At 68.9% G+C, this 15,823-nt stretch carries 16 protein-coding genes and 2 pseudogenes; 10 read left to right on the top strand and 8 right to left on the bottom strand.

Annotated features, from left to right (window positions below; all coding sequences use genetic code 11):
- The first annotated feature begins 271 nt into the window (after positions 1-271).
- Positions 272-1,260, top strand: a pseudogene (locus tag ROP_RS35110) (Acg family FMN-binding oxidoreductase).
- Between the two features lie 8 nt (positions 1,261-1,268).
- Here ROP_RS35110 and ROP_RS35105 read toward each other — a convergent pair.
- On the bottom strand, positions 1,269-1,550 hold the full coding sequence (locus tag ROP_RS35105) for a DUF1876 domain-containing protein (protein ID WP_015890730.1): 282 nt from the start codon (positions 1,548-1,550) through the stop codon (positions 1,269-1,271).
- Between the two features lie 468 nt (positions 1,551-2,018).
- On the opposite strand from ROP_RS35105, the gene ROP_RS35100 reads away from it, so the two are divergent.
- Positions 2,019-2,360: a YciI family protein gene (locus ROP_RS35100; RefSeq protein WP_015890729.1), complete on the top strand. Its 342-nt coding sequence runs from the start codon at positions 2,019-2,021 to the stop codon at positions 2,358-2,360.
- Positions 2,361-2,375: 15 nt separating this feature from the next.
- Here ROP_RS35100 and ROP_RS35095 read toward each other — a convergent pair whose 3' ends face one another.
- Positions 2,376-2,921: an Lrp/AsnC family transcriptional regulator gene (locus ROP_RS35095; protein ID WP_015890728.1), complete on the bottom strand. Its 546-nt coding sequence runs from the start codon at positions 2,919-2,921 to the stop codon at positions 2,376-2,378.
- Between the two features lie 246 nt (positions 2,922-3,167).
- On the opposite strand from ROP_RS35095, the gene ROP_RS35090 reads away from it, so the two are divergent.
- From ROP_RS35090 to ROP_RS35080, 3 genes are read left to right on the top strand one after another with little or no spacing between them, the layout of a single operon-like run.
- Entirely contained in the window at positions 3,168-4,097 is a 930-nt protein-coding gene (locus tag ROP_RS35090) for a metal ABC transporter substrate-binding protein (RefSeq protein WP_015890727.1), read from the top strand.
- On the top strand, positions 4,094-4,831 hold the full coding sequence (locus ROP_RS35085) for a metal ABC transporter ATP-binding protein (RefSeq protein WP_015890726.1): 738 nt from the start codon (positions 4,094-4,096) through the stop codon (positions 4,829-4,831). Before ROP_RS35090 ends, ROP_RS35085 begins: the two co-directional genes overlap by 4 nt.
- A gap of 6 nt (positions 4,832-4,837) precedes the next feature.
- Entirely contained in the window at positions 4,838-5,725 is an 888-nt protein-coding gene (locus ROP_RS35080) for a metal ABC transporter permease (RefSeq protein WP_015890725.1), read from the top strand.
- A 3-nt stretch (positions 5,726-5,728) separates the two neighbouring features.
- Here the strand turns inward: ROP_RS35080 and ROP_RS35075 are convergent, their stop codons facing one another.
- Together ROP_RS35075 and ROP_RS35070 are read right to left on the bottom strand one after the other, a co-directional pair.
- On the bottom strand, positions 5,729-6,619 hold the full coding sequence (locus ROP_RS35075) for a universal stress protein (protein WP_015890724.1): 891 nt from the start codon (positions 6,617-6,619) through the stop codon (positions 5,729-5,731).
- Positions 6,616-8,439, bottom strand: coding sequence for an amino acid permease (locus ROP_RS35070; RefSeq protein ID WP_015890723.1), 1,824 nt, complete (start codon positions 8,437-8,439; stop codon positions 6,616-6,618). Before ROP_RS35070 ends, ROP_RS35075 begins: the two co-directional genes overlap by 4 nt.
- 178 nt (positions 8,440-8,617) lie before the next feature.
- Between ROP_RS35070 and ROP_RS35065 the strand changes: the two genes are divergently transcribed.
- Complete coding sequence (locus tag ROP_RS35065) at positions 8,618-9,094, top strand: hypothetical protein (protein ID WP_043826012.1); 477 nt, start codon at positions 8,618-8,620, stop codon at positions 9,092-9,094.
- A 5-nt stretch (positions 9,095-9,099) separates the two neighbouring features.
- On the opposite strand, the gene ROP_RS35060 is transcribed toward ROP_RS35065, so the two are convergent.
- From ROP_RS35060 to ROP_RS35050, 3 genes are all read right to left on the bottom strand, one after another.
- Positions 9,100-10,311, bottom strand: a complete 1,212-nt coding sequence (locus ROP_RS35060) for an RNA polymerase sigma factor (RefSeq protein WP_015890721.1) — start codon at positions 10,309-10,311, stop codon at positions 9,100-9,102.
- 1 nt (position 10,312) lies between these two features.
- Entirely contained in the window at positions 10,313-10,675 is a 363-nt protein-coding gene (locus ROP_RS35055) for a YciI family protein (protein WP_015890720.1), read from the bottom strand.
- Between the two features lie 124 nt (positions 10,676-10,799).
- Positions 10,800-11,354, bottom strand: coding sequence for a helix-turn-helix domain-containing protein (locus ROP_RS35050; RefSeq protein ID WP_015890719.1), 555 nt, complete (start codon positions 11,352-11,354; stop codon positions 10,800-10,802).
- A gap of 83 nt (positions 11,355-11,437) precedes the next feature.
- Here ROP_RS35050 and ROP_RS35045 point away from each other — a divergent pair, with 83 nt between their 5' ends.
- The 4 genes from ROP_RS35045 to ROP_RS35030 all read left to right on the top strand — a co-directional run bounded on the left by ROP_RS35045 (position 11,438) and on the right by ROP_RS35030 (position 13,590).
- On the top strand, positions 11,438-12,112 hold the full coding sequence (locus tag ROP_RS35045) for an AzlC family ABC transporter permease (RefSeq protein ID WP_015890718.1): 675 nt from the start codon (positions 11,438-11,440) through the stop codon (positions 12,110-12,112).
- The gene (locus ROP_RS35040; RefSeq protein ID WP_043826010.1) at positions 12,109-12,432 is read left to right on the top strand and encodes an AzlD domain-containing protein; all 324 of its coding nucleotides are present in this window, start codon (positions 12,109-12,111) and stop codon (positions 12,430-12,432) included. Before ROP_RS35045 ends, ROP_RS35040 begins: the two co-directional genes overlap by 4 nt.
- Positions 12,433-12,449: 17 nt before the next feature.
- Complete coding sequence (locus ROP_RS35035) at positions 12,450-13,274, top strand: MBL fold metallo-hydrolase (RefSeq protein ID WP_015890716.1); 825 nt, start codon at positions 12,450-12,452, stop codon at positions 13,272-13,274.
- Between the two features lie 142 nt (positions 13,275-13,416).
- Positions 13,417-13,590, top strand: coding sequence for a hypothetical protein (locus tag ROP_RS35030; RefSeq protein WP_043826008.1), 174 nt, complete (start codon positions 13,417-13,419; stop codon positions 13,588-13,590).
- Positions 13,591-13,706: 116 nt separating this feature from the next.
- Here the strand turns inward: ROP_RS35030 and ROP_RS40780 are convergent.
- Positions 13,707-15,511: pseudogene (locus tag ROP_RS40780) on the bottom strand (zinc ribbon domain-containing protein).
- Positions 15,512-15,823: the final 312 nt, after the last annotated feature.

The following is a 15,823-nucleotide window of genomic DNA, read 5'->3' as shown; positions in this document are numbered from 1 at the left end:
ATCGATAGCCATGCACACGATCTGGCCGTGTAAGACGATGCTGGCCGTGGGCGGCCACGCCGCATCGACAAGTGGGAACGGTGTCGTGCGCTACCCCTTCCTTACGTCACCCCGACCCTTACGTCACCCCGACGAAATGCAGGGGCCATCCCCGTCGCCCGCCGGTGACCATCGGCCCTGATCCCGCGCCGACGGACGGCGAACACTGAGAACACAGGCACCGGCACCCCCGCCGGCAGGAGCGGAACGCGATTCACCCCAGGATGCGATCGTGAACAGCACCATTCCCGACGAGAACGTCGTCCGAATCGCCGTGGACCTCGCCTGCCGGGCGCCGTCGGTACACAACAGCCAGCCGTGGGAATGGACCTACACCGACGGTCAACTCGACCTCTACACCGCACGCGGCCGCGTCCTGGCTTCCACCGACCCGACGGGCCGGCAGTTGGTCGTCAGCTGCGGTGCAGCACTGCATCATCTCCAGACGGCGCTGACTGCACTCAAATGGGCAGCGGACGTCCGGCGTGTCCCGGAGGGGCCGCACTCGGGTCACCTGGCGACGATCCGGTTCCGTCACGAGGCCCGGCCCCAGTCGCACGACTTCGATCTGCTCGCCGCGATCCGGCACCGACACTCCGACCGCAGGCCCTTCGGGCCGGTCAGCGTGAAGTCGCCGCTGCCCGCCGCGTTGAACGACGTAGTACACCGCCGGGACGTGCACCTGACCGTGCTGAGGCAGGAGGCGCGACCGGTGCTCGCACGAGCAACCGAAACGACCGCCGCCGCACGAAAGTACGAAACCGCCTACCAGACCGAGCTGCATTGGTGGGCCGGTCATTCCATCGCGCAGGGCGGAATCCCCCCGACGCACTCGCCACCGCGGACGACCGGGACCGCGTCGACATCGGGCGTCGCTTCCCCGCCGGCCGAGACCCCGGTGCGACCACGGAGCCGGACCGCTCGACGGTGCTGGTGCTCAGCACCGCCGCGGACGGTCGCGGTGAGTGGCTCCGCGCCGGGGAGGCCCTGTCGGCGGTGCTGCTCGAGGCCACCGTCGGCGGTTTGTCGACCTGCCCGCTCACCCACATGACCGAACTCCGTCAGGGCCGGGAGATCATCCGCGACCTGCTCCCCGACCACGGGTTCCCGCAGGCCCTGATCAGGGTGGGTACTACCGAGAAGAAGTCGGCACCGCGGCAAACACCCAGACGGCCCGTCGAATCGGTCTTTTCCGTCGGCCGGCGCCGCATCCCCCACTGACGGGGCACTCATCCGGTCAGATGAACGCGGCTGTGAGTCGCCGATTCCACATCCGCCGCAGTGGCCTCGATCAGTTGGTGGGCGAGGTCGGACAGCGCGCGTGCCGTAGCCAACTCCTCCCCGATCTCCGGAATCTCGGTGTCGTCCGGGTTCCGGCGGGCGAGACCGGACCCGACGAACGTACGGGTGTCGCGGGTTCGGAGCCTCGCCTGCGCGCGGGTTCTGGAGCCACCTTCGTCCGAGTCGTGTTCGTCGATGACAACCTCCACCAGCCATGTCGTCTCACTCATGTCGGTGGCCTCCGTTCCGTGTGGGTGCGGGACCGCAATGGTCCTCCACCCAGTCTCCTACGATGCCGGCGAACAATGAACCGTGAATCACCCTTTTCTACGGCGGGAAGGGCGGCACCGGCGACCCCGATGCCCATACCAGCCGGCCCGTCACCGAGCCCGGCCACGCGCCCACGGCCGACGAAATCACAGACAACACCTCGGTGCCCCGACCGCGTGCCCCCCAACCGCAACACGAGAGACCCGAGCAACCCCTCCGCACGGCGATCGATTGATCGCCGGATACCGGCACGCGCGAGGTACCAGACGGCGCCGGTGACGAGGTCTTCCCTACCTCGTCACCGGCGCCGACCGTCACCGTAACAGATAATCGAACCTGTGTTCGACTGAAGCCACTCGTCGTCTCGGTCCCTTACTGTCGAGCGTGCCCTGAGTCCGCTCATCCGATGCGAGGAAGAAGTCGACGCGATGACGAAGTACTTGATCTCGTTTCCCAGTGACGCCATGGTCTTTCCCGACGCGGATCTGCAGGCAGTGTCGGATGCGTCGCACGCCGTGGTCCGGGAGGCGAAGGACGCGGGCGTCTGGGTGTTCGGCGGCGGCATCGACGACAGCGTTCCGCCGGTCATGGTCGATGGGGACGGAACGGTGACCGAGGGTACCTACCCGCAGACGACACAGCTCGACGGCGGCTTCGCGGTACTCGAACTGCCCTCCCGACAGGCGGCACTGGAATGGGCCGCGAAGATCGCGGTCGCCTGCCGCTGCGCGCAGGAAGTGCGCGCGTTCCAGTACGACCCCGCCAGCTGACGGGCCTCGGCTACCTCAGCGGCCCGGAGGCGACTCGACCTGCGGCGCCCCGAGTCGCGGGCGCACGTGTTCGAAGATCAGGATGGTCTCGGTCGAGGCGACCGCAGGGTGCGCACTGAGGTGGTCGAGGACGAAACGCCTCAGCCCCTCACTGCTGCCGGTGGCGACGTGGATGAGGTAGTCGTCGGCACCCGCGATGAAGTACACGTTCAGCACGTCGTCGAGGGTGGCGAGTTGCTCGGCAAGCTGCCCGAGGTGCTGTCTCGCATTGGCCTGCACGCGAACTGCGATCATCGCCTGCAGATCCCTGCCGAGTGCGGCGGGGTCGATGTCCGCATGGAAGCCGCGGATCACTCCGCGGTCGATCAGGGAGCGCACACGACCCAGGCAGGTCGACGGCGCGATGCCCGCGAGAGCGGCGAGGGCGTTGTTGGGGGTACGGGCGTCCCGCGAGAGTTGATCGAGAAGGATCCGGTCGACATCATCGATCGGCGCCCCCGCTCGCACATCATTCGATCGCGGCCCTTCGGCGTACGGCGCGCCTGGAACATTCTTCTTCATTGGATCAGTTTAAAGAATTTTCTTCTCACTCCCCGCGTTCAGCGCGCAGATGTTCACCATCGATGAATGTCGGCCGAATTCACCGGCAGGCCTTCAGGCGAGCACCAGCGGCCCACTCCCCTGGCTCACGACCGACAGTGCGCCGACACCGTGGTCGTCGCCGCCAGATCCTACGGCTGGACGATCCGCACTTGTGGTTTCGGTGAACCGAACATTAGAATTCGCCACGTGAAATCAACGTCCTTCATGGTGGGTGCCCGACGACGGCCGGTGACCGCTGCCGCGGTACTGACAGCGCTGGCCGCGACACTGATGCTGTCCGGATGTGGCGACAGCGGCGGCCCCGCCGACGACAAACCGGTGGTGCTGACCACGTTCACGGTGCTTGCCGACATCGCCGCGAACGTCGGCGGCGAACACCTGACCGTCGAGTCGATCACCAAGGCGGGCGCGGAAATTCACGGATACGAGCCCACCCCGGGCGATATCAAGAAGGCCGCGCAGGCCGACCTGATCCTCGACAACGGTATGAACCTGGAGGCCTGGTTCGGCCAGTTCGTCGACGGGCTGGATGTCGAGCACGTGGTCGTCAGCGAGGGCGTCGAGCCGATCGCGATCGGTGAAGACGCGTACGCGGGCAAACCGAATCCGCACGCCTGGATGTCACCGCTGAACGTGCAGATCTACGTCGACAACATGGTCGCCGCGTTCAGCGAACTCGATTCCGCTCATGCCGCCGACTACCGTTCCAACGGCGACGCGTACAAGGCGCAGTTGCAGAAGGTGCAGGACGAACTGGTCGCCGAACTGGGCGCACTGCCGGCCAACGAGCGCGCGCTGGTCACGTGTGAGGGAGCGTTCTCGTATCTTGCCCGTGACGCGGGGCTGACCGAGAAGTACATCTGGCCGGTCAACGCCGAACAGCAGGCCACTCCCCAGCAGATCGCGTCGACGATCGAGTTCGTGAAGCAGAACCGGGTTCCGGCGGTGTTCTGCGAATCCACGGTGTCGGATGCGCCGATGCAACGCGTCGTCGAAGCGTCCGGCGCCGCGTTCGGTGGCACCCTCTACGTCGACTCGCTGTCCGAGGCGGACGGGCCCGTGCCGACGTACCTCGACCTGATCCGGCACGACGCCGACACCCTCACCTCCGCGTTGAACGGGCGGCAGTCATGACCACGCAACCGGCGGTCGAGGTCCGGGACGTCACCGTCCACTACGGCGACGTGCTCGCGCTCGACCGGGTCTCCCTCGCCCTGCGCCCCGGACGCGTCTGCGGACTCGTCGGCATGAACGGTTCCGGCAAGTCCACCCTGTTCAAGTCGATCATGGGCACGGTCAAACCCGATACCGGTACGGTTCGCATCAACGGCGCGGCGCCGGCCGCGGCTCGCAAGGGCGGGGTGCTGGGGTACGTCCCGCAGAGCGAGGACGTCGACTGGACGTTCCCGCTGTCGGTGCGTGACGTGGTGATGACCGGCCGGTACGGGCGCATGGGACCGACCCGGCGGCCCAGAAAAGCCGACCGCGAGGCCGTGGACCACGCTCTCGAACGCGTCGAACTCACGGACCTGGCGGACCGGCAGATCGGGCAACTGTCCGGCGGCCAGAAGAAGCGCACGTTCGTCGCCCGCGGAATTGCGCAGGGCGCCACCATCCTTCTGCTCGACGAGCCGTTCGCCGGCGTCGACAAGCGCTCCGAGGCCACCATCACCGCGCTGCTGCGCGAACTCGCCGACGCGGGTGCGGCGATCCTGGTCTCCACCCACGACCTGCATGCGCTACCGGACCTGGCCGACGAGGCAATCCTGCTGCTGCGCACGGTGCTGATGCACGGCGACCCGTCGGTCGTGCTGCAACCGGAGAATCTGGCGGCCGCCTTCGGCCTCGACGTGATGACAAGGACCTGAGAATCAATGGACGTCATCGACTTCTTCGTCGACCCCCTGCGCTACGACTTCATGGTCCGTGCGCTGATCACCACCCTGATCGCGGCGGTGGTGTGTGCGGTGCTGTCATGCTGGCTGGTGCTGATCGGCTGGTCGCTGATGGGTGATGCGGTCTCGCACGCCGTCCTGCCCGGCGTGGTCCTGGCCTACATCGTCGGCGCCCCGTTCGCGATCGGCGCGGTGATCTTCGGATTCCTCGCCGTTGCGTTGATCGGGCTGGTCCGCGACACCAGCCGGGTCAAGGAGGACGCCGCGATCGGCATCGTGTTCTCCACCCTGTTCGCCCTCGGACTGGTGCTGGTCTCCGTGACCCCGAGCCAAACCGATCTGAACCACATCATTTTCGGAAACCTGCTGGGTGTCAGCCGGTCCGACCTCGTCCAGATCGCGATCCTCGGGGCGTTCGTGTTCGTGGCACTGATCGTCAAGCGCCGCGACTTCACGCTGTACGCCTTCGATCCCACCCATGCGCACGCCATCGGCCTGAACCCCCGGATGCTCGGGGCGGCGCTGCTGGGGCTGCTGGCCCTGACGGCGGTGGTGGCCCTGCAGGCCGTCGGTGTCATCCTGGTCGTGGCCATGCTGATCATTCCCGGGGCGACGGCGTACCTGCTGACCGACAGTTTCCATCGGATGCTGGTCATCGCGCCGGCGATCTCGGCGTCCTGCGCCGTCATCGGTCTGTATCTGAGTTATCACCTCGACACCGCCAGCGGCGGCATGGTCGTGCTGTCCCAGGGCGCGGTCTTCGCGCTGGTCTATCTGTTCGCGCCGCGGCAGGGCGTGATCGGTCGCCGGATCACCGCGTCCCGGCGTCGCCGGGCATCCGCCGCGGCGGCGGTGGCCGACCACTGACGGTCATCCCGCCGGTGCGTGTCTCGGCACGATCATCACGGGCACGGGAGCGTGCCGCAGGATCTTCGAGGCGGCGGAGCCGAGGAATACGTGGGCGGCGGGTCCGGCGGCTCCCGAACCCAGTACCAGCATGTCGTCGGGCTCCCAGGACACGGCCTCGACCGCCCCGCGCCAGTCGGTACCGCTGCCGATCTCCACGTCCACGTCGGGGACCGGGATGCGGGCGCGAACCGCGTCGAGTTGGCGGGCGATGTCGTCGGTTGTCCGGCGAGTCCACTGCCGGACGACGAGATCCTCGGTCGACTGCTCGATTGCACCACCGAATCTGGACACGGGCCGCACTGTGAACGACACGATCCGCAACGTCACCGGCCACCGGGCGGCCATCGCGGCCGTGGCGGCGATGAGTCCGTTGACGTCGGCTTCGCCGCCGTAGGCGGCGGTGAGCCTGCGGATGGGTCCGGGCAGCGGCGGGTACCCGCGCGGCGCGATCGCGACGGGCACCGCTGCGGTGTGCACGAGTCGCTCGGTGACGCTGCCCAGCGCCACCCGGCCCAGCAGCCCGGACGACGACGACCCGACCACGACGAGGGTGGCGTCGTGAGCGGCGGCGAGTTCGATCAGCCCGGTGGGAATCGAGGTCGATCGGTGGACGACGGTCGGGATGTCCGGGTTTCCCGGCAGACCGCCGACCACCCCGTCCAGTGCCCGCGACGCCTCCGCGGTGACGTAGCGCAGGTACTCGCGGTCGATGGGCTCGTCCTTTCCCGGCCACGGCTGTTCCACGATCGCCGCGGCCACGACCGTCTCGCCGGTCCAGCGCGCTATCCGTGCCGCCAGGTGCAGCGGCGCGGTCCCCTGACGGCTCGCGCTGAATCCGGCGATGATCGTCATCGAGCGGGTTTCCCTGCGCCGACCGGGTTCGCGACGACGTGGGTGACCGGCACCCCGTGTTCGGCGCGGGCGCGGTCCACGACGTCGAACCGGTGCCACACCGACTCTTCGGGCGGCAGCGTGGAGATGACGATCTGATCCGGATGGAACGACTCGACGCCGGTGGCCAGTGCGCGCAGCGGCCGGTAGTCCCCCACTTCGCCGTCCGCGTCGAGGTCTTCGGAGCGGAGTGTCGCCAGTGTGTCGTCGAGTCGCTGCCGGGCGACTTCCCGCGTCGCTTCCGCGACGTCGAGCGGGCCGTGGGTGGCGGCGGTTCCGGTCTCGATCGGGCTGGCCGGCACGACCACGAAGTAGACGGCTTCCCGATCCGCGCCGATGCGGCGGAGTTCGTCGAGCATTTCCTTCGACTCGACGGTCTGGTTGGCCAGCACCAGCACCCGGTGAGGCCGGGTGGTCGCGGCGGCCCCCTCGACGGCGGGCCGCCGGCGCACGTACCAGGTGTTGGCGAGGAACAGCACGATGACGACGGCCCACGACACCAGGCTCAGCACGAGTTGCGACCGCACGTCCTCCTGCAGGTACATCTGCACCAGGATCGCCACGATCGCGGCGGCGGTGATGATCGACAGCACCGGGAACAGCCACATCTTGACCCGCAGTTCCGAGGCCGGGGTGCGGTATCGCAGCACGATCTGCGAGACGGCGATGAGCAGGTAGACGAACAGGATGATCGCGCCGCTGGAGTTCAGCAGGAACGCGAAGACGGTGTCCGGCGAGACGGCCGCGGCGATCACGCACAGAAAGCCGACGACCGAGGAGGCGAGGATCGCGATGGCCGGCACCCCGCGACGGGTCACCCTGACGAGCTGGGCGGGTGCCTCCCGGCGCGCGGCGAGGACGAACAGCATGCGGGAGGCGGTGTACATGCCCGAGTTGAGGCAGCTCAGCACCGCCGTCAGCACAACGGCGTTCATGATGTCGTCGGCGTACGGGATCCCCATCTCGGTGAACGCGGCGACGAACGGGGACGCGGCCATCTGATCGTCGTCCCACGGCAGGATGGTGGCCAGCAGGAACGTCGAGCCGACGAAGAACACGGCGATCCGCACGATCACCGAGTTGGCGGCCTTGGTCACCGCCCGCTCCGGATCCGACGACTCCGCGGCGGCGATCGTCGCGATTTCCGCGCCGACCATGGAGAAGATCACCGTGACCACACCGACGGTGACGGCCATGGCGCCGAGCGGGAGGAACCCGCCGTGGCTCCACAGGTTGGAGAAGTCGAGTGCCTTGTTCGGCCACACGCCGAGAACGAACAGTGCGCCGAGCGCGATGAACACGACGATCGCGGCGACCTTGATGCCGGCGAACCAGAATTCGAACTCGCCGAACGACGACACGGAGAACAAATTCGTCGCCGTCATCAGGATCATCAGGACCAGCGCGGACAACCACAGCGGGATGTCGATCCAGTACTGGATGATCGTCGCGCCGGCGATGGCCTCGAAGCCGACGACGATCACCCAGAAGTACCAGTACAACCATCCGACGGAGAAACCGGCCCAGTTGCCCAGCGCCCGGCGGGAGTAGTCGGCGAACGATCCGGTCGACGGGTTGGCCACGGCCATCTCGGCGAGCATCCGCATGACCATGATGATCAGGACCCCGGCCAGGGCGTAGGTGATGAACGCACCCGGCCCGGTGTCGCCGATGACGACGCCGGAGCCGACGAACAGGCCCGCACCGATCACCCCGCCGATCGCGATCATCGTCAGCTGCCGCTGGCTCAGCGCCTTCTTCAGTGCGGGTGTTGCGCTCATGTCATCCCTCCGATGAGGAGGCTTCGGCCACAGGGCCTCGAAATTCAATCGTAGGCCGCACCGCCCGTGCGGCGAGCGGGATTCGGCGTCCGTCCGCCCGCGCCGTTTACCGGCGTGCGCGGCGGGTACCAGTACGGTGACGTCCGGAGTGAGACCGCCGAGAACGAAGGTTCCGCTGATGACACTCGTGCCCCGGGTCGCGATCGCGTTGATCGCCGCCGGCCCTCTCGCCCTGTTCCTGGCCGCGCCCGCCGCCGCGGACCCGCCGGACGTGACCCTGGCCGCCGTCGTGGCGGGGAGCACCGTCACGACCACGCTCACCAACGACACCGGTGCGGACATCGTGTGCGGACTCGGTGGACTGAGGGCGACGGACGACATCGTGAACCCCGAGTCGGTGGCGGTGTTTCACCGATCGAATGTGGTGATCGGGCCGGGACCGCGGGAGTTCGTGTTCGAGGCGGTGCCCGACGGCGACTATCTGATCCACTGGATCTGCAGCGAGGATGCCGGTCCCGGCGACGAGGTGTGGGGTTCGGCGCCGCTCCCGGAGACCGCGTACGCGAAACCGGCGACGGCGGAACCGTTCCCGGTCGCCGTGCGAACGGAGACGTGTTTCGGATCGCTGTGCCTGCCGCCGGGGCTGAGTATCTGAACGAGTCACCCGATCGAATCGCGCTGAGTCCGAAGGAATTCCCGCTCGGCCGCGTTGTCGGTGCGGTTCCGTGCCGTGTCGTAGGCGCGGGCGGCCTCGTCGAGGCGTCCGAGGCGGCGGAGAAGATCGGCGCGCACCGCGTGGAACGGGTGGTAGTCGCCGAGGTCGAGCCGGTCGACGAGCGCCAGCCCCTCCGCCGGTCCCCGCACCTCCGCCACGGCGACCGCCCGGTTCAACGCGACCACCGGGCTCGGCGCCACCGACATCAGCTGGTCGTACAGTCGCAGGATCTGCCACCAGTCGGTGTCGGCGGCCGTCGCCGCGTCACTGTGGACGGCGTTGATCGCGGCCTGAATCTGGTACGGGCCCGGGGTGTTCCGTCGCAGGCAGTCCCGCACCAGTGACTGCCCCTCGGCAACGAGGTCGCGATCCCACCGACCTCGGTCCTGCTCGGGCAGGAGCACGAGTCGCCCCTCGGCGTCGGTGCGGGCGGCGCGTCGTGATTCGATCAGCAGCATCAACGCGAGCAGACCGGTGACCTCCGGTTCGCCGGGCATCAGGGCGGCCAGGACCCGGCCGAGGCGGAGGGCCTCGGCGCACAGATCCGCCCGGGTCAGCCGGTCCCCCGAACTCGCCGTGTATCCCTCGTTGAAGACCAGGTAGACGACGGCCAGGACGGTGCGGAGACGGTCCGGGAGATCGGTCTCGTCCGGCACCCGGTACGGGATCCGGGCGTCCCGGATCTTCCCCTTGGCCCGGACGAGGCGCTGCGCCATGGTCGGCTCGGGCACCAGGAAGGCGCGGGCGATCTCCGCGGTGCCGAGTCCGCCGAGGAGGCGTAGCGTCAGCGCGACCTGGGCGGTGGGTGCCAGCGCCGGGTGGCAGCAGGTGAAGATCAGGCGTAGCCGGTCGTCGTGCACGGCGCCCTCCTCCGTCGGTTCGTCGCGGGCGAGCAGCAGTGCGGCCTGCGTGTGCCGGTCGTGCCGGGACGCCTCGCGCCGGAGCCGGTCGATCGTGCGGTGCCGGGCGGTGGTGATGATCCATCCGGCGGGGCTGGGTGGCAGCCCGGCCGACGGCCAGCGTTGCACCGCCTCGGCGAACGCGTCCTGGACGGCGTCTTCGGCGATGTCGATGTCGCCGAACACCCCGACCAGGACGGAGACCGCGCGACCGTGTTCGGTGCGGAACACGTGTTCGATGTCGGCGGTGTCGATCACGTCAGTGGCCGCCGGCTCCGGCGTGGTGCGCGAACGGCCGGACCTCGATGGGCAGCGTCGTCGCCCGGGTGAGTTTGCGTCCCCAACCGAGCGCGGCGTCCAGGTCCGGGGCCTCGACGATGGTGAACCCGCCGAGGTGTTCCTTGCCTTCGGTGTAGGGGCCGTCGGTGACGAGCACGTCGCCGCCGCGGGCCCGCAGCACGGTCGCGGTGGTGGGGGCGCACAGTCCCCCGCTGAACACCCAGGCGCCGGCGGACACCATCTCCCGGTTGAGGGCGTCGAGGTCGTCGGCGATCTTCGCGAGAGCGTCGGGTTCGGGAGCGGGTCCGTCGGGCTGGTACACGCTCAACAGGTACTGGGTCATGTCGGGTTCCTCCTCGGTAGCGGCGGTCGGCGCCTCGGGGTGTCCTCTGGCCGGCCTTCACCTCCTATACGAACGTCACCCCCGCGAATCGACACTGTGCACCAGGAAATTGTCCCGGGTGCCGTCAGTTGTGCTCGGACACCAGCACGGCGCGGGTCCCCGCCTCCAGCGCCTCGAACACGTGCGCGACGTCGCCGGGGTAGGCGATGTAGTCGCCGGGCCCGAGTTCGACGGGAGCGTCCGCCAGGCCGACGAGCGCGCGGCCGGCGCTGAGGATGACGTGTTCGACCACCCCGGGCATGTGGGGTTCGGATTCGCGGGCCGGTCCGGGTTCGACGGCGAGGCGGTAGAGGTCCCGGCGCGCGGACGGGGGGCAGGACGCGACGAGGGTGGCCCGGTAGTCGGCCCGGTCGGAGGTCAGTTCCGGCCCCTCGTCGGCCCGGATGACCTGGACGCGCGGGCGGGGCGGGTCGAGGAGTTGCGACATCGGCACGTCCAGCGCCACGCAGAGGGCCCACAGGGTTTCCACGCTCGGGTTCCCTCCTCCCGATTCCAGTTGGGACAGAGTGGATTTCGCAACCCCGGCGCGGCGGGCGACCTCGGTCAGGGACATGCCCGACCGTTCGCGCTCGCGGCGCAGCGAGGGTCCGATGTAGCCCAGCGGGGACTGCCCTGCCATGGTTCCCTTCCCAAGGTTGTTCATTATTTCGGACGTATCGTTCTACTTGACGAACAACGAGTTCTCTGTTCAGTATATAAGTCATGCGTTCGATGAAGCGAACACTCGACGTTCGGGTTCTCCGGAACATCGCGCTCGTGTGCCTGGCCGACGGACTGGTCGGCATGTCGTACGGCGCGATCGCAGTGGGTTCGGGACTGGACGCATGGTTGCCCGTCGCATTGTCGGTGCTGGTCCTCGCCGGTTCCGCGGAGTTCCTGTTCGTCGGCATCGTCGCGGCGGGAGGCAGCCCGATCGCGGCGGCGATCGCCGGACTGCTGGTGAACGCCCGGCACCTGCCGTTCGGCCTGGCGGTCGGTGACGTGCTCGGGAGGGGGCTCCGGCGCGTCGTCGGCAGTCACCTGATGAACGACGAGTCGGTGGTGTTCGCGCTCGGCGAGACGGACCCGGACCGCAGGCGCGCCGCGTACTGGGCGTGCGGCGTGGGGATCGCGGTGTGCTGGCCGCTCGGGGCCCTGATCGGCGCGGTGGCGGGTAACGCGATCGGCGACCCCGCCGCATTCGGTCTGGACGCGATGTTCCCGGCGGTGCTGCTGGCACTGGTGCTGCCGGCGCTGCGCGACCGGGCCGTGCGGGCGCCCGCCCTGATCGGCGTCGTCGTCGCCTTGGCGGCCACGCCGGTCCTGCCCGCCGGGCTACCGGTGCTCGCGGCGCTGGTGGGTCTGCTCGCCGGTGTGCTGCGGACGGTAGCGCGGTGAACGGGCACCTCGTGCTGATCGGGTCGGTCGGGGTGCTCGCGGCCGGCACGTTCGCGTTCCGGTTCGCCGGACCGGTGTTGCGGCCGCGGATCGCGACCAGGCCCTGGGTGGAGCGGACCATGGCGACGGCCGCCGTCGTCCTGCTCACCGCACTGGTGGGCACGGCGGCACTGACCGAGGCCCACGACCTCGCCGGAGTGGCGCGTCCCACCGGAGTCGTCGTCGCGGGCCTACTCGCCTGGCGGAAGGCGCCTTTCGTCGTCGTCGTCCTGTCCGCAGCGGCCACGGCCGCCGGATTGCGGCTCCTCGGCGTGCCGTGAGGATGCATCATCGAGGGGTGTTATTTCATCTCTGTGCCACGTGCGGCGTCGAACAGGACCCGAACACCCCGCTCCCCGACGAATGCGCGATCTGCGCGGACGAACGCCAGTACATTCCGCTCGGCGGGCAGGAGTGGACGACCGTGGAGGCGCTGGCCGGCGCGGGGCACCGCGCCGTCGAGCACGAAATCGAGCCGGGACTGCACGGTCTGTACGTGGACCCGAAGACCGCGATCGGTCAGCAGTCCCTGGTGATCAGCACCCCCGCCGGGTCACTGCTGTGGGATCCGATCGGATTCGTCGACGCCGCGGCCGTCGACGCCGTCGCCGCGCACGGCCCCGTCATCGCCGTCGCGGGCAGTCACCCGCACATGTTCGGTGTGCAGACGCAATGGTCGAAGGCGCTCGGCGACGTGCCCATCCTGGTGGCGGAGGCGGACCGCTCCTGGCTGGCCCGGTCCGACGGGCCGATCGTGTTCTGGGCCGGCACCCACGAGGTGGCGCCGGGGCTGACCCTGCACCAGATCGGTGGGCACTTCCCGGGCAGTGCCGTCGCGCACTGGCGCGACGGCGGCGACGGCCGGGGCGTGCTGCTCACCGGCGACGGCGTCTTCCCCAACCCGGACCGCCGCACCGTGTCGTTCCTGCGGTCGTACCCCAACAGGCTGCCGCTGTCCGCGGCCGTGGTGCGGCGCATCGCGGACCAGTTGTCGCACCTCGAGTTCGACCGCATCATCGGCAACTTCGACAACGTCATCGACCGCGACGGCCGGGAAGCGCTCGAGTACTCGGCAACCCGGCACTGCGCCTGGGTGACCGGAGAGTTCGACCACCTCACGTGACCGCCCCACCACTACGTCGGAGGTAATGGTCGTGGTGGCGCGGTCGACCTACGCCGAACTGGCCATCGAATCGTCCCCGCCCACGCGGTGACAGCGGCTACGCTCCGCAGTAGCGTGAGCAGCGACTGAGGAGGTAGGTCTGATGGACTTGACAGCAATTGGTGTCGGTATCGGCTACGTGGTCGTAGTCCTCACCATTCTTGTCGTCGTTGTCGGGGTGACTGCCCTGTTCGTGTTCTCGATCAAATCGGATTTCATCCCCCCGGACTCCCCCGGGACTCCCCAGGCGAGGAAGCGGATCGGCCGGGCGGAATAGCCGCGTACGCACCGGAAGGCGGGCAGTTCCTCACGGAGGGGCTGCCCGCCTTCGTGCGTGAGCAACCACTCCGGTTTCTGGATCGATTCCGGACGCGCGCGCTGGGAAGCAAGCGTCTACGTAGATCTCATACCGTCTGCCACTGGCGTGGCGGGCGTGGGAGATGGACGTGTGTCACGGCTACCCGCATCACCGTGAGGCGGTGCGAGTTGGACCGTGTCCCACACCGACGCTTCGGGTGCAGGAACATATCTGTTCGGAGTCACCCCCAACCGCGGTGTCACGGTGGGCAGGCTGCGGCGGACCCGGCGATGCCGCGGCCTGCTCGGTGTCGGACCGGTCTTGTCCCGGGACTTGCGGACAGGCGCGTGCTCGGCGACCCGGACCGCGGGCAGCTGCCCCCGCCGCCGGGTCACCTTGCCTTTGCCGAGCAGGGCGCGTTTGGCCAGGTTCACCCCGGCGACGTGGTCCCGGTTGCCGCCGACCCGGCAACCCGAACACCACGCGGTGTGATAGCCGCCGGGGCGCGAGAGCGGTGCGTCGCAGCCCGGACACTGCGCGGACGATCCGCGGGCCGGCACCGACACCACCGCGATTCCCACACCCGCGGCGGTATGAGCGAGCGCAGTGGCCGCCTTTCGGCGGGCGGACTGCGCGGCCCGATTGTTGTTGACCCGGCCGTGCCCGCGAGTTTCGAGAGTGGTCAGGTCCTCCACCGCGATCACCTGCGCGCCCGCCGCGGTGGCGTAGTCGACGGTCTGGCGGGCGAAATGGAAGACCAGCTCCCGATTGATCCTGCCCCTCTTGGCACCCACCGCCTCGCGGTGGGCATCGAGGACGGCGATCTTCGTCTCCAGCCGGGCGCGGGCCTCGGGTTCGGCGTTGGTGGCGAGTTGCGTCAACTGGGCAGCTTTGCGGTGCAGCCTCTCGCCTTCGGTCTGCAGGCGCCCAGTTTGATCCCGAGGCCGCGGTCGTCGTACGTCCAACCCCGAAAGTCCGAGGACAACCCGTCCGAGTTCTCGGTGGTGATGGCGGCGGCGCCGAGCGTGGACGGGGACCAATCCACCCCCACCGCGACGGCCGCCGATCCCAGGTCACCGGAAGGGACGAGCTCGGTCGCCGCGCACCGCCACAACAGCCCCCTTTGGTCGAGAACCAGGGTCGGCAGATGCCAGTCGGTGATCGCCCGGCTGTGCAGGTGCCCGGGGATGGTGGCGGTCAGCCGGACCCGCCGCCACTGCGCCCGCCCTGCCGGGGCGGGGCAGGTCGGCAGTTTCACCGTCAACACCAACTCAAACTCTGCCGCTGTGAGTTGTGCGAGCTGCCGATCGGCAGCCGAGAGCCGGGCCATCGCGCTCGTCTGCGGTGGTCCCTGCATGTCGGTGATCCGCAACCGGCCGGCCAGTGCCCCGCCCTCGCGGCGGGCGCGGGCAATCAGCTGGCGCACCACGCCCCGGACGAAACCCAACGGCACCCAGTCGCCCGGTTCGGTCGGCGGCGCCAGCGTGCCGGTGGCCGGGTCGAACCGCTCAGACAGTGCCGCGATCGCGGTGCCCCGGTAAGCCAGCGTCCGCAGCGTGGCCATCACCTGCGCCGTCACCACCCGGGTCACCCGCGAGGGCACGTACACCCCGTCCGGGTAGTGCGGATCCCAGCCCAGACGCGCAGCAGCGACATGGCCCTGCACCGGGAGCTTGCGGCCCTGGCGGTCCACGCCGGCGGCGAGGACATCGAAGGTGGCCGGTTGCCACAGCCGCGACAGCATCTGCGCTTCGGCGCCCGAGATCAGGTCGAGCAGCCACCGCACCCGGGTGTCGACGTCGTCGAGTCCGATCGGTTCGCCGGTGATGTCATCGACAGCGAGGTAGGGGCGGGTGGTGAACGAGAACTGCCGCAGCGCAGGCAATCCGGCATCGGCCATCAGCGAGCCCACCTCAACGCCAAGATCGTCTCCCATCAGCTCCCCCACCCGAGACTGTGTCCCCATCCCCACCGACGGTCTCGACCCTAACGCCGACCACCGACACACCACCCCCGCCATCACTCACGATCCTGGTAGCGGTACACGGTGCCGGTGGCACTCTCACGCAACATCACATCGTGATCGGCGAGCGGGGGTTCCTGGCCGGTCGAGACGAACACCCGGCAATACAACTGCTTCCGCCCTGTCCGCCCGAACACTCTCCGGTGTAGGTCGACCCAGATTGACGTCGCGATCCTTCCGATCGAAGAC

This window comes from Rhodococcus opacus B4 (genome assembly GCF_000010805.1).
In the GTDB taxonomy this organism is placed as follows: Bacteria; Actinomycetota; Actinomycetes; order Mycobacteriales; family Mycobacteriaceae; genus Rhodococcus_F; species Rhodococcus_F opacus_C.
This window is presented reverse-complemented; position numbering and strand designations above follow the sequence as displayed.